Source organism: Tessaracoccus yangjingae, assembly GCF_054483935.1.
Map to the genome: position 1 here is coordinate 1,825,549 of NZ_CM137014.1, position 14,145 is coordinate 1,839,693.

Annotated in this window: 10 protein-coding genes; 6 read left to right on the forward strand and 4 right to left on the reverse strand. The window is 70.8% G+C overall.

Features of this window, described 5'->3' with window-relative positions:
* Window positions 1-18 precede the first annotated feature (18 nt).
* The 4 genes from ACX1D3_RS08035 to ettA all read left to right on the forward strand — a co-directional run bounded on the left by ACX1D3_RS08035 (window position 19) and on the right by ettA (window position 6,481).
* Window positions 19-1,398, forward strand: coding sequence for a PrsW family intramembrane metalloprotease (locus ACX1D3_RS08035; RefSeq protein WP_458996453.1), 1,380 nt, complete (start codon window positions 19-21; stop codon window positions 1,396-1,398).
* On the forward strand, window positions 1,395-3,122 hold the full coding sequence (locus ACX1D3_RS08040) for an ABC transporter (RefSeq protein ID WP_458996454.1): 1,728 nt from the start codon (window positions 1,395-1,397) through the stop codon (window positions 3,120-3,122). The genes ACX1D3_RS08035 and ACX1D3_RS08040 overlap by 4 nt, the downstream gene beginning before the upstream one ends.
* Window positions 3,122-4,723: a GTPase gene (locus tag ACX1D3_RS08045; RefSeq protein WP_458996455.1), complete on the forward strand. Its 1,602-nt coding sequence runs from the start codon at window positions 3,122-3,124 to the stop codon at window positions 4,721-4,723. The genes ACX1D3_RS08040 and ACX1D3_RS08045 overlap by 1 nt, the downstream gene beginning before the upstream one ends.
* A 75-nt stretch (window positions 4,724-4,798) precedes the next feature.
* The gene (ettA, locus tag ACX1D3_RS08050) at window positions 4,799-6,481 is read left to right on the forward strand and encodes an energy-dependent translational throttle protein EttA (protein WP_458996456.1); all 1,683 of its coding nucleotides are present in this window, start codon (window positions 4,799-4,801) and stop codon (window positions 6,479-6,481) included.
* 58 nt (window positions 6,482-6,539) lie between these two features.
* Here the strand turns inward: ettA and ACX1D3_RS08055 are convergent, their stop codons facing one another.
* From ACX1D3_RS08055 to ACX1D3_RS08070, 4 genes are all read right to left on the reverse strand, one after another.
* On the reverse strand, window positions 6,540-7,451 hold the full coding sequence (locus ACX1D3_RS08055; RefSeq protein WP_458996457.1) for a hypothetical protein: 912 nt from the start codon (window positions 7,449-7,451) through the stop codon (window positions 6,540-6,542).
* Window positions 7,444-7,935, reverse strand: coding sequence for an RNA polymerase sigma factor (locus tag ACX1D3_RS08060; protein WP_458996458.1), 492 nt, complete (start codon window positions 7,933-7,935; stop codon window positions 7,444-7,446). Before ACX1D3_RS08060 ends, ACX1D3_RS08055 begins: the two co-directional genes overlap by 8 nt.
* A gap of 95 nt (window positions 7,936-8,030) precedes the next feature.
* Window positions 8,031-10,811, reverse strand: a complete 2,781-nt coding sequence (locus tag ACX1D3_RS08065) for an FAD-binding and (Fe-S)-binding domain-containing protein (protein WP_458996459.1) — start codon at window positions 10,809-10,811, stop codon at window positions 8,031-8,033.
* Window positions 10,812-10,816: 5 nt separating this feature from the next.
* Window positions 10,817-11,272 carry a MarR family winged helix-turn-helix transcriptional regulator gene (locus tag ACX1D3_RS08070; protein WP_458996460.1) on the reverse strand — a complete coding sequence of 152 codons (456 nt, stop codon included), beginning with the start codon at window positions 11,270-11,272 and terminating at the stop codon, window positions 10,817-10,819.
* Between the two features lie 126 nt (window positions 11,273-11,398).
* Here ACX1D3_RS08070 and ACX1D3_RS08075 point away from each other — a divergent pair, with 126 nt between their 5' ends.
* Window positions 11,399-13,234, forward strand: coding sequence for an AMP-dependent synthetase/ligase (locus ACX1D3_RS08075; protein ID WP_458996461.1), 1,836 nt, complete (start codon window positions 11,399-11,401; stop codon window positions 13,232-13,234).
* Window positions 13,235-14,080: an acyl-CoA thioesterase gene (locus tag ACX1D3_RS08080; protein WP_458996462.1), complete on the forward strand. Its 846-nt coding sequence runs from the start codon at window positions 13,235-13,237 to the stop codon at window positions 14,078-14,080.
* Window positions 14,081-14,145 lie beyond the last annotated feature (65 nt).

The window sequence follows — 14,145 nt, forward strand, 5'->3', positions numbered from 1 at the left end:
GGGTACGCTATCGCCATCATGACTACCACGGAGATCGACAACCGGGAGAGACGGCTCAACGGGCTGCCGGTGCCCAGGTCCGGCCCGTGGTACCGACGCATGGTGGCCAGCCCGGTGTTCTGGATGACTCTTGTCCTCCTGCCCGCCTACGCCTACTTCCTCTACGCCCAGTACTGGATCCTGGCGCCGTCGCAGGTGTTCGAGGACGGCACGGAGACGCTCGGCATCACCGACGAGGCCTTCCGCAAGGCCGCCTTCTGGGCGATGTGGACGGCGCTGGCGTACTCGGCGCTGTTCGTGTGGCTGGACCGTTTCCGGGCCTCCTCGCCCGTGGTGTGGGTGCTCACGTTCCTCTGGGGGGCGTGCGCGTCCACGTGGATCTCCATCCACGTCAACTCGTGGGCCGCGGAGATGATGGCCACCACCGAGGCCAACTCGGACACCGGCTCGCGGGCCGCGGTGTTCTCGGCGCCGTTCATCGAGGAGCTGTCCAAGGCCACCATCCTGGTGGTGCTCGTGCTGTTCTGGCGGCGCCGGATGGTGTCACGGTTGAGCCTCGTGGCGCTCGCGGGCCTGTCGGCCGTGGGCTTCGCCTTCACCGAGAACATCATCTACTACGCGCGCGTCTGGATGCAGGCCACGCACGACATCACCATCGCCAACCCCGACGAGACCATGCTCGAGCTCGTGATGCTCAGGGGCGTCTACACCTCCTTCGGCCACCCGCTGTTCACCCTGATGACGGCCTCCGGGCTGGTGATCGGGCTGGGGGCCCGCAGCAGGATCGTCCGCGTCCTCGCGCCCGTGGGTGGGTTCATGCTCGCGTGCGCCGGGCACATGCTGTTCAACGGGCTGGCCTCCACCAACCCCATGGACCAGCTGCAGCGCGCCTGGTTCCTCGCCCTCGGCCTGGTGGGCGTCATCATCATCTCCCTCATCGTCAGCGTCGTCGGCAACGGGCAGCTGATCCGGGCCCGGCTCACCGACTTCGAGCGCGCAGGGTGGCTGAGCGAGCGCGACGTCGCCGTGTTCGGCGGCCCGCTCAAGCGCACCAAGCTGCTGTGGTTCGCGCTCTTCCGGGGCCCCCGCACCTGGTGGCACACCGCCAGATTGGTGCGCCGGGTCACCGAGCTGGCCTACCTCCGCAACTCCATGACCCGCGGCCTCGTCGGGGAGGCCGGGCACCGCCACGCGCACGACCTCATCCACGAGATCGATGCGCTGCGCGGCAAGGCGCTGACCGACACGGCAGGGCTGCGCCTCATCGAGCGGCGCCGCGGTCGCCAGCTGCCGCCGCCGCCGCTGCCCGACGGCGCCACCCCCGGACCCCTGACTGCGGCCTACCCCCCGCCCCAGGCCCCCGGCCCGGCGGGCGTCGGCGGGAACTGGCCGCGATGAGCGGCGCAGACAGCCTCGCGCAGGCCTTCCGGCGGCTCGACGACGCACTCGCCTCGGCCCAGTACCCGCTGCCGCTCCCGGGCGCCGAGGAGCTCCGTGCGCTCACCGTCTCGCTCGGTCACCAGGTGCGCGACTACCTGCTGCCGCGCGCCGCGCGACTCGACGCCCCGCTGTTGGCGGTGGTCGGCGGCTCCACCGGAGCCGGCAAGTCCACCCTGGTCAACTCCATGCTCAGGGCCTCCGTCACGAGGCCGGGGGTCCTGCGCCCCACCACCAAGTCGCCCGTCCTCGTCTGCCACCCGCAGGACGAGGCGTGGTTCCGGTCCGACAACGTGCTGCCCGGGCTGGTACGCACGGACGCCCAGTTGCACGACTCGCGCGCGCTCCAGATCGTCGCCTTCCCGGACCTGCCGCCCGGCCTCGCGCTGCTGGACGCCCCGGACATCGACTCGGTGGACGACGCCAACCGCAGCCTCGCCCGGCAGCTTCTGCTCGCCGCAGACCTGTGGCTGTTCGTCACCTCCGCCGCCCGGTACGCCGACGCGGTGCCGTGGGACTACCTGGCCGCGGCGGCCGAGCGCAACACCGTCGTCGCCGTGATCGTCAACCGCTGCCCCCCCGGCGCCGTGGACGAGGTGGCAGGTCATCTGGCGCAGATGCTCGCGGAGCGGGGCCTGGCCTCGGCCAGGCTGTTCGCGGTCGTCGAGCGCTCCCTCCCGCACGACGGCATGCTCCCCCCGGGTGACGTGGCCGGCATCCGGCACTGGGTGGAGTCCCTCGCGGCCCAATCCGAGGCCCGGTCCCAGGTGGCGGTCCAGACCCTCGCCGGCTCCGTGCGCTCCATCGACGCCCAGCTCGAGGGCCTCGCCGAGGGCATGGTGCGGCAGGGGGCGGCGGTCGACGAGCTGCGCGAGCAGGCCGCCCGCGCCTACCGCGACGCCGCCGCGGACGTGGGCCGGGCAGCGGGCGACGGCACCATGCTCCGCGGCGAGATCCTGAGCCGATGGCAGGACCTGGTCGGCACCGGCGAGTTCATGCGTTCGGTCGAGCAGCGCATCGGTGCCCTCCGGGACCGGATCACCGGCTGGTTCACCGGCGACGAGAAGGTCGAGGCGGTCGAGGTGGCCATCTCCGACAGCCTGGCCGCCGTCGTCAAGGACGCCGGGGAGAGAGCCGCCGAGGCCACCGCGGTCGCATGGTCGCACACCCGCTGGGGCCGCGACATCGTCGCCGCCGTCCCCGCCCTGACCTCCGCGTCCGAGGGTTTCGACGAGGTGGCCGCGGGCGCCATCCGGGCCTGGCAGTCCGACGTGCTCCGCCTGGTGGAGGAGCAGGGGCGCGGCCGGCGCATGCGGGCCCGGTTCCTGGCGCTGGGCACCAACGCAGTCGGGGCGGCCCTGATCATCTACGTCTTCACCCTGACCGGAGGGCTCACGGGCGCCGAGGTGGGCATCGCCGGCGGCGCCTCCGTGCTCGCGCAGCGGCTGCTCGAGGCCGTCTTCGGCGAGGACGCCGTGCGCAAGCTCGCGCAGCAGGCCCGGCTGGAACTCGAGGCCCGCGTCGACGCCGTCATGGCCGGCGAGCTCGCCCGCTACACCGAGGTGCTGGATGCCCTCGCGGTGGACCCTGCGGCAGCCGGCGCCCTGGACGGCGCCCGTACGGCGCTGCGGTCCGCGGCCCGGGCCGCATTCGACGATCTCACCCGGCCAGTGGGGATGAACTGATGGCCACCGTGACGGAGCAGCTCGACGGGTTGCGGGATGCGCTGGGCCTGGTGGCGGGGCGGGTACCCGCCGAGGTGGAGCAGCACACCGAGGCCGTGCTGGGGCGGGCCTCCCGGCGGTTGGCCGCGGGCGGTCAGACGGTCGTGGCGCTGGCCGGCGCCACCGGCTCGGGCAAGTCCTCGCTGTTCAACGCCCTGACGGGCACCAGGCTGGCGGAGCAGGGGCCCCGCCGGCCCACCACGTCGAGCACCCTCGCCGCCAGTTTCTCCGCCACCAACACCGCACTCCTCGACCATCTGGGCGTGGCCCGCCGCCACGAGGTGGCGCCCCCGGAGCCCCGGATGGCGGACCTGGTCCTGCTGGACCTGCCGGACCACGACTCCACCGCCTCGTCGCACCGCCAGGAGGTGGACCGCATGGTGGAGGTGGTGGACCAGTTCGTCTGGGTGCTCGACCCCCAGAAGTACGCCGACGCCGCCATCCACCACAACTACCTCCGGCCGCTGGCGCAGCACCGCGACGTGATCACCGTCGTGCTCAACCAGGCCGACCGCCTCACCCCGCCGCAGCTCGAGCAGTGCCTCGCTCATCTGCGACGCCTTCTGGACGACGACGGCCTGGCCGACGTGCCCGTCCTTGCCACCAGCGCGGTCACCGGCGTCGGCGTCGGTGAGTTGCGCGAGCAGCTGTCGCGGCTTGCCGAGGGCAAGCGTGCCGCCGCCGCACGCCTGGCCGCGGACGTGGCCGTGGCGGCCGGGCAGCTCGACGCGGCGGTGGGCCGGGGCAGGGTCGGCGCCGCGGACAAGGGCACTGTCGGGCGGCTCACGGCCCACCTGTCGGGTGCGGCGGGAGTGGACGTCGTCGTCGACGCCGTGCGCAGCTCGGTGCGGCATCGCGGACAGCTGGCCACGGGCTGGCCGCTCGTGAAGTGGCTGGGGCGCCTGAGGCCGGATCCGCTGAAGAGGCTGCGCCTGGGCGCGCCCCCCGATCGTGCCGAGCTTGAGGCGCCGTCGCTCACCCGCAGCTCGCTGCCTGCCCGCTCCGCCGCCGCGGCGGCCCAGCAGGCCTCCGGCCTGCGCGCCGTGGCCGCAGAGCTGGGGGAGGGGATGCCCGCGGTGTGGCAGGAGGCGATCTCCCGCGCTGTGCGCAGCAACGAGCACACGCTGGCCGACCAGCTGGACCGGGCGGTCGTCGCCACGGACCTGAAGGTGTCGCGGACGCCGGTGTGGTGGCAGGTCGTCCGGGTTCTCCAATGGCTGCTCATCGGTGCCGTCGTGGTGGGGCTGGGCTGGCTCACCCTCAACGTGGTGCTGTCGTACTTCGGGCTCGGGCAGCTCGCCACTGTGCCGATCGGCCCCGTCGAGGGTCCGCGGGTTCCGCTCCCCACACTTCTGGCGCTCGGGGGCGTCGCGGCGGGGATCCTGCTGTCGTTCGGCTCTCAGCTGGCCATCAGCGCCGCCGCGAACCGGGCGGCCCGGCGGGCGAAGAAGGCGCTCGAGGCCTCGGTCTCCACCGTCGCGAGGGAGCTGGTGATCGTCCCCGCCGAGGCCGAGGTGCAGCGCTACGCGGCCGCCCGGGCCGCGTTGGACAGGCTGCTCTGAGGCCCTCACCGCCGAATCGGGTCTCCTGCTGATTGCTGGCATACTGGCCTGCGGTCAAATCGAAAGGCACTCCACGTGGCTGAGTTCATCTACACCATGCACAACGTCCGCAAGGCGGTGGGCGACAAGGTGATCCTTGACAACGTCACCCTGTCCTTCTATCCCGGCGCCAAGATCGGCATCGTCGGCCCCAACGGGGCCGGCAAATCCACGATGCTCAAGCTGATGGCGGGCATGGACCGCCCCAACAACGGCGACGCGGCCCTGGCCAAGGGTGCCACCGTCGGCATCCTGCTCCAGGAGCCCCCGCTCACCGAAGGCAGGACGGTGCAGGAGAACGTCGAGGAGGCCGTCGCCGAGATCAAGTCCAAGATGGCCCGCTTCGAGGAGATCGGCCACGAGATGGCCGAGCCGGACGCGGACTTCGACGCCCTGCTGGCCGAGATGGGTGACCTGCAGACCTTTCTCGACGCGCACGAGGCATGGGACGTCGACGCCCGCCTGGACCAGGCGATGGACGCCCTGCAGTGCCCGCCCCCGGACGCCATCGTCGACGTGCTCTCCGGTGGCGAGCGCCGCCGCGTCGCGCTGTGCAAGCTGCTGCTGCAGCAGCCGGACCTGCTGCTCCTCGACGAGCCCACCAACCACCTCGACGCCGAGTCGGTGAACTGGTTGGAGGGCCACCTCAAGGCCTACCCCGGCGCAGTCCTGGCCGTCACGCACGACCGCTACTTCCTCGACAACGTGGCCCAGTGGATCTGTGAGGTGGACCGCGGCAAGCTCCACCCCTACGAGGGCAACTACTCCACCTACCTCGACACGAAGCGCCAGCGCCTCCAGATCGAGGGGAAGAAGGACGCCAAGCGCGCCAAGATCCTGGAGAAGGAACTCGAGTGGGTGCGCTCCTCGCCCAAGGCCCGCCAGGCCAAGAGCAAGGCGCGCCTGCAGCGCTACGAGGAGATGGCGGCCGAGGCCGAGCGCGACCGCAAGCTCGACACGGGCGAGATCAACATCCCGCCGGGCCCCCGCCTCGGCTCGATCGTCCTCGAGGTGAAGAAGCTGACCAAGGGCTTCGGGGACCGCGTGCTCATCAAGGACCTCTCCTTCACCCTCCCGCGCGCAGGGATCGTGGGCATCATCGGCCCGAACGGCGTCGGCAAGACCACCCTCTTCAAGACCATCACGGGCCTCGAGGAGCCGGACTCCGGTTCGGTCAAGATCGGCGAGACGGTCTCGTTCAGCTACGTGGACCAGAACCGCTCGGGCCTCAACCCGAAGGACAACGTGTGGCAGGTGGTCTCGGACGGCCTGGACTTCATCAAGGTGGCCAACTTCGAGATGCCCTCGCGCGCCTACGTCGCGTCGTTCGGGTTCAAGGGGCCGGACCAGCAGAAGCTGGCAGGCATCCTCTCCGGCGGTGAACGCAACCGCCTCAACCTGGCGCTCACGCTCAAGCAGGGCGGCAACGTGCTGCTCCTCGACGAGCCCACCAACGACCTGGACGTCGAGACCCTCTCCAGCCTCGAGGATGCCCTTCTGGACTTCCCCGGCTGCGCCGTCGTGATCTCCCACGACCGCTGGTTCCTGGACCGCGTCGCCACCCACATGCTCGCCTGGGAGGGCGAGGACGAGGACGGCACCCCGCGCTGGTTCTGGTTCGAGGGCAACTTCGCCGACTACGAGGTGAACAAGCTCGAGCGCCTCGGCCCCGAGGCGGCCCGCCCGCACCGCTCCACCCACCGTCGCCTCACCCGCTGACCCCGCACACGCAGGCGCTCCCCGGCCGAGAGACCAGGGAGCGCCTGCGCGTTTCAGGCTACTTGACGAGGAGCTCGAGCACCTCCGGCATCGACTTGGCGAACGAGCACTGGCCCGCGTCGTCGTTGGCCAGGACCGAGCAGTTGTTGTCCATGCCTTCGAAGGTGCTGACCAGCCACACCACGCGCTCGCCGGCCTGCATCACCAGGGTGTCGTTGAACACGCCGAGGTCCTCGCCCTCCATGACGGCCATGCCGAAGAAGTAGGCGGCGCGAGTGGGCTCCTCCTCGACGGTGGAGCCGTCGAACGGCAGCCTCGTGTCCTCGGCCGAGCTCACCCGGTCCCAGCCGGCCTCGGTCATGATCGACTCGCACTCGACGGCGGCGGTGTGGATCTGGTCGTAACCCTCGGAGGCGGCTGCCTCGTCGGCGTAGCCGAGCACGATGGCGTAGGTGGGCTGCTCGCCCTCGATCCCGAACGAGCGGACCAGTGTGGTGGTGGGACTGCCCCACTCGCCGCGGTCACACAGTCCCTTGGCGGTCTCGCCCATCGTCTCGGTCTCGGACAGCACCGCGACCAGCGGTGAGGAGCCGTACGGGTACATCAGCTCCGCGGTGGGCACGTTCGCCCACGTCGGCGGCATCGGGAGGGCCGGGGCGGTGGGCGACGGCGCTTCCGTGGGGCTCGGCGAGGGTGTCGGGTCCGGCGAGGCGCTGGGGCTCGAGGTGGGGCTGACGGTCGGGCTGGGCGAGGCGGCCCAGTCGGGGTTGTCGGCCCCGCGGAGCAGGGGAGCGACGGCCCAGACGCCCACGCCGAGCGCGGCGACGGCGCCCACCGCGGCCACGGCGAGGCCCGCGCGTCGCGTGGTGCGACGGCGGTCGCCGAGGCGACGGACTTCATGAGCGGGGAGCATGGGGACCTCCTGAGCTTGGGCCGCGAGGTCGTCGAGTTGGGGGATGTGTTCAGGCATGACGAACCTCCAGATCGGTGTTGAGTAGGCGGGCGAGTGTCTGCCGCCCGCGGGCGAGCCTGGCCTTGACGGTTCCGGTGGGGGAGCCCACCTCCTGCGCGATCTCGCTGACGCTCAGGTCGCACAGGTGGTAGAGCACGATCGCCCGGCGCTGGGCGTCCGGCAGCTGTTCGAGGGCGCGGTTGATGGCGACCCTGTCCGGTGTGGGCTCATGGGTGCGCTCCGGCTCGAGCGCCCTGTCCGGTTGGCGGAACGCGCGGCGCGCCTTGCGCCACCGGCTCACTGCCAGGCGGTACGCCGTGGTGCGCACCCAGGCGTCCGGACTGCGGAGCACGTCGAGTTGGCTGCGATGGTCCCACGCCCGGATGAACGCCTCCTGGACGCAGTCCTGGGCCTCGGCCAGGTTGCCGCACATGGCATAGACCTGGCCCACGAGCTTGGAATACGAGTTCGCGTAGAACCGGTCGAATTGGGCTTCGTCCACGTCCCTCCCCCTCCTTCTTGGCGTTGTGACTGATGTGTCCTGTCTACGCCCGGGGAGAGGATGCCGGTTGCATTTCGGTTTCCGGCGCGCAGCGATCAGTGGGTGGCGAGCAGTTCCGCCAACGACATCGAGGACCGACCTGCCAGGGAGGTGAGTTGGGTTTGGCAGCTGAATCCGTCCGCCAGCACGATCGCATCCGGGTGCGCCTCCACGGCGGGACCGAGGTCGTGCTCGAACACCTTCACACTCACGTCGTGGTGCCCGCGCTCGACGCCGAAGTTGCCGGCCAGGCCGCAGCAGCCGCCCACCGCGACCAGGGTGGCCCCGGTGGACTCGATGAGCGCCTTGTCCCTCGCCCAGCCGATGACCGAGGCGTGGTGGCAGTGCGGCTGCGCGACGATGGTGTGGCCCGTGAGGTCCGGGGCTCGGAAGTCGGCGTCGGTGGCGAGGAACTCGGCCAGGGTCAGCACCGCGCCGTCGAGTGCGGCCACGTTCGCGTCCAGGGGGAGAAGCTCGGGGGCGTCGCTGCGCCACACCGCGGTGCAGGACGGTTCGACGCCGACGATGGGCACCCCGTCGCGCACATAGGAGGCCAGGACGGCCGCGGCGGCGGTGAGCTGACGGCGGGCGCCGTCGAGCTGGCCGGTGGAGATCCACGTGAGCCCGCAGCAGGCGTTCTCCTTCAGGACCTCCGGCTCGTAGCCGAGGCGAACCAGCACCTGCACCATGGCGGCGAACGAGTTCGACTCGAAGCAGTCCGAGAACGAGTCCACCCAGATCAGCACGCGCCCCTTGGAGCCTGCGGGCACGGCGGGCATCCGGCTCCGGGCGCTGCGGTTCGCGAAGCGGGGAATGTCGCGGCGGGTGTCCACCCCGGCGCCCCACCTCAACAGCCGGCCGAGGCCCGGGGCCTTGCCCACCAGGTTGACCAGCGAACCCAGCCCCGGGACGGCGGTGATGAGTCGGCCCCAGCGCGGCAGCCAGCCGAGCGCGTAGTGGTTGCGCGGGCGCAGCCGGCCCTTGTACCGCTCGTGGGTGACGCGCGCCTTGTAGGCGGCCATGTCGATCCCGGTGGGGCAGTCGCGGGCGCACCCCTTGCAGGACAGGCAGAGGTCAAGGGCGGCGTGCACCTCGGGGGAGCGCCATCCCTGGGTGATGAGGGAGCCGTTGACCATCTCCTGCAGGGCGCGGGCACGGCCGCGCGTGGAGTCCTTCTCGTCCCTCGTGGCCTGGAAGCTGGGGCACATGACGCCGCCGGCGGCTGTGGTGTTGGCCAGGCACTTGCCCACTCCGCTGCACTGGTGCACCTCCTCGACGAACTGGGCGTCCGACAGGGAGAGGGGTGAGCGACTCGCGGCGACCATCCGAAGGTCCTGCTCGACCGGCGCCGGGTCCACCAGGACCCCGGGGTTGAGCAGGTTGCGGGGGTCGAAGATCTGCTTGACGCCGGCGAACAGCCCGATCGCGGCGGGGGAGTACATGTGGGGTAGGAGCGCGGAGCGGGCGCGGCCGTCGCCGTGCTCGCCCGACATGGATCCGCCGAAGCCGGCCACCAGCGTCGCGGCCTCCTCGACGAAGGCGCGGTACCGCGCGGCGCCGTCGGGTTCGGTGAGCGGGAAGTCGATCCTGCAGTGCACGCAGCCGTCACCGAAGTGGCCGTAGGGGAGGCCGTGGAGGCCGTGCTTGGCCAGCAGGTCGTCGAATGCGCGGAGGTAGTTGCCCAGCTGGGCGGGCGGGACGGCGGCGTCCTCCCACCCGCCGTAGGCGGGCTTCTCGAGGCTCACGCCCGCCAGGCCGGCGCCGTCGGCCCGGATCTTCCACAACTGTGCCGCCAGCGCCGGGTCGTCCACCACCCAGCCCTCACCGGCCTTGGCCTCGGCGGCGAGGGCTTCGGCCCGGGCACGCACCTCCGCGGGGTCGTCGCCGACCACCTCCAGGAACATCCAGCCGTCTCCCGCGGGCAGCGGGGGGACGGAGGCGGCGCCCGACTTCGCGACCACCACGTCCACGATCCGGCGGTCGAGCCCCTCGCAGGCGGTGGGCTTGAAGCGCAGGAGGTTGGCGATGTCGTCACCCGCGTCGGCCATGGTGGGATAGCCCAGCGCCACCATCAGCCGCTCCGGGGCGTCGGCGACAAGCCGCACCGTGGCCCGCACGATCACGCCGAGCGTGCCCTCCGTGCCGGCGAAGAACCTGGGGAGGTCGAACTTGTGCTCCGGCAGCAGGTGCTCCAGCGAGTAGCCGGAGACCTGGCGGGTGAAGCGGCCGAACTCGGTGCGGATGACCCCGAGGTTGGCCGCCACGAGCGAGCGCAGCTCGGGCACGTCGTCGGCGCCGAGGGTGAGGAGCTCACCGTTGCCGGTGACGACGTCGAGGGAGACCACGTTGTCGGCCATCCGGCCGTAGCCCAGCGCCCTGGGGCCGCAGGCATTGTTGCCGATCATGCCGCCCACGGTGCAGCGGTTCGAGGTGGACGGGTCCGGGCCGAGGCGCAGGCCGAACGGGCGGGCGGCGATCTGCAGCTGGTCCTGGACCACGCCGGGATCGATCACGGCCGTGCGCGTCTGGGGGTCGATCGAGTGGATCCGGTTGAGGTGCCGAGAGGTGTCGATCACCAGGCCCGGGCCGACGGCGTTACCCGCGCACGAGGTGCCGGCTCCGCGGGCGGTGATGGGGGTGCCCGACTCCAGCGCGGCCCGCACGAGGGCGACGAGTTCGTCGGGGGTGCGGGGGTGGGCCACCGCCATCGGCGCAACGCGGTACAGCGACGAGTCGCTGGAGTACAGCGCCCGCGTCAGGGTGGAGGTGTCGACGATCTCCGCGAGATCCCCGAGACGGTCGAGCAGGTCAGCGTGGGCCGCGGAGGTGGTGGTCACCCGCCCTAGTCTGCCACCGCCAGCACCGCCGACATCGCGCGCCCGAGGGCAACGTAGTCCTCAGGGGACATGGCGTCGACGAACACCCGCCGCACCGAGTCCACATGCGCCGGCGCAGCCTTCTTCAGCAGCTCGAAGCCCGCCTCGGTCATGGTGGCCTGGACGCCGCGACCGTCGGAGGCGCACGAGGTCCGCGTCACGTACCCGGCCTGCTCCATGCGCTTGACCGTGTGGGTGAGGCGGGAGCGCGAGTGGCCGACGGAGGCCGCCAACTCGCCCATGCGGATGGTATGGTCCGGTGATTCCGACATCCGCACGAGGAGTTCATACTCGGCGAGGCTGAGACCGAAGTCCCGGAGCGCCTCCTCGAGGTAGTCGTCGATGTGCGTCTTGGCCAGGAGATAGCTCCGCCAGACGCGCTGCTGGCTCTCACTGAGCCACCCGTTCACTGGTTCGGACATTCCCCCAGCGTAGCAGATTGTTTAGTATTCAAGTACCCCCGGGGTGACACGCCTCTGGCGCAAACCTCTACCCGCTCCTGCGGGCCCCCGATAGTCTTGGCGAAACGCTGAGGAAGGGACTGTCACGTGGGCATTCGGGAAGAACTCTTGGAGAAGGCGGCCGACAACGTCGGTCACATGCTGCGGCGCCGCGTCGCGGCCACGCCCGGCAAGCTGGCCTTCATGTACCCGGAGGGCGCCGTCGAGGGTCCCACCGCATGGGCGAAGCTGACGTGGCAGGAGACCAGCGACATCGTGGACCGCCTCGCCGCCGGCCTCCTCTCGCGCGGACTCCAGTACGAGGAGCGCGTGGCGATCTGCTCCAACACCCGGATCGAGTGGATCTTCACGGACCTCGCGATCGCCCTCGCCGCCGGCGCCACGACGACGGTGTACCCCAACACCCAGGCGGGTGACCTGCACTTCATCGTCAAGGATTCGGGTTCGGTCATCTTCGTCGCGGAGAACGCCGAGCAGGTGGCGAAGCTCACCGACACCCCGGAGTTCGACGAGCAGGTGCACACGATCGTCGTGTTCGACACCACCGGCCTGACGCTCGACGACCGGATCATCTCGTTCCAGCACCTCAAGGAGGCCGGCGAGCGGTACCTGGCCGAGCACCCCACCGCCGTCGACGACGCGATCGCGAAGACCTCGCGGGAGTCGCTGTCGACGCTGATCTACACCTCGGGCACCACCGGCCGACCCAAGGGCGTCCGGCTCAACCACATGTCCTGGGTCTACGAGGGCGCCGCCACCAAGTATCTCGACATCATCGGGCCGGACGAGCTGCAGTACCTGTGGCTCCCGCTCAGCCACGTCTTCGGCAAGGCCCTCATCGCAGTGCAGCTGGACTACGGCTTCGCGTCGGCGGTCGACGGCCGCATCGACAAGATCGTCGAGAACCTGGGCATCGTCAAGCCGTCGTTCATGTGTGGCGCCCCGCGCATCTTCGAGAAGGTGCGTGCGGCCGTGATGACGGGGTCCACCGGCCTCAAGGGCAGGATCGCGCGCTGGGCCTTCCATGTGGGCTACCAGTCCATCGACGACCGCCTCGCCGGCCGGCCCCTCACGGGCGCCCTGGCGCTGCAGTACAAGGTCGCGGACAAGCTCGTCTTCTCCAAGCTCAAGGAGAAGCTGGGCGGCAACATCAAGTTCATGATCTCCGGCGCCGCGAAGCTCTCGCCGCAGGTCCAGCAGTGGTTCTACGGCGCGGGCATCCTCATCGTGGAGGGCTACGGCGCCACGGAGACCAGCGCCATCGCCGGCGTGGACCTGCCCAAGGATCCGCACTTCGGCACGGTCGGCCCCATCCTGCCCGGCATCGAGAAGAAGCTGGCCGACGACGGTGAGCTGCTGCTTCGCGGCCCCATCATCACGCCCGGCTACCACAACCTCCCCGAGGAGACGGCCGAGGCGATCGACGCCGAGGGCTGGTACCACACCGGCGACATCGCGGAGATCACGCCCACCGGGCACCTCAAGATCACCGACCGCAAGAAGGACCTCTTCAAGACCTCGGGCGGGAAGTTCGTCGCTCCGCAGAAGGTGGAGAGCGCCATCCAGGCCAACATCCCGTACGTGGCGCAGTCGGTGGCCATCGGTGAGGGACGCAAGTACGTCTCGGCCCTGGTGGTGCTGGATCCGGTGATGCTGCAGAAGTGGGCGGACAAGCGTGATCTCGGCAGCCTCAGTTACGCGGAGTTGAGCCAGCGCCCGGAGATCAACGCCTCCATCGAGAGGTGGATGGAGCGCGTCAACGCCAAGCTCGAGCGGTGGGAGACGGTCAAGCGGTTCGCCATCCTGGACCACGAGTTGACGGTGGACAACGCCGGCGTCACGCCCAACATGAAGATCCGCCGCTCCATCGTCACGGAGAAGTACTCGGCCATCGTGGACTCGCTGTACCCGCGGGAAGACTGAGTGTTCGAGGTTCGCTGCCCCCTGCGCTGGTCAGACCTCGACGCGCAGGGGCACGTGAACAACGCCGTCGTCGTCGACTACCTGCAGGAGGCCCGCGTGGCCTTCCTGCGCGCCGGCCCCGCGTCGGACCTGCTCGACGCGGGCGTGGTGGTGGTCGGCCACCAGGTCGAGTACCGCCGTGCCATCGACTACTCGGACGACGGGGTCGACGTCCGGCTCGGCGTGGCCGAGCTGGGCGCGGCCCGGATCGCGCTGTCCTACGAGCTCCGGCAGGCGGGGGAGCTCGCCGTCGTGGCCTGGACGCTGCTGTGCCCTTTCGACTTCGACGCGCAGGCCCCCACCAGGATCCGGCCCGAGTACCGGGGGTACTTCGAGGCGCACCGGGTCGCGGCTGAGCCGATGAGGGCGCTGGCGGCGCCGTCGCTCGAGGGTCGCGGGACCGCGGTGCCGCTCCCGGTGCGCTGGACGGACCTCGACTCCTACGGCCACATCAACAACGCCAAGGTCTTCGACTACCTGCAGCAGGCACGCATCACCGCGACGACGGAGTGGGACCCCGACATGGCCCGCGTGGGATCGTCGGGGAGCCGGCACCTGTGGCTGGTGGCCCGCCAGGACGTGGACTACGTGACCCAGATGGACCACCGGATGGAGCCCTACGAGGTGCGGGTGGCGCCGGTGGCTCTGGGGTCCTCGTCGATCACGCTGGCCGCGGAGATCCTCGACCCGGCCGACGGCACCCTGTACGTCCGCGGCCGCACCATCCTCGTCTGCGCCGACCTCGACGGCCGGAAGACCCCGCTCGACGACGCCACCCGTCGTCGCCTCGAGGCCCACCTCATCTGACCCCTCCACCGCCGCCAGGAAGTCCCGGCGCTGAGTGGACAACGGGCCCTCCGAGACCCTAATCT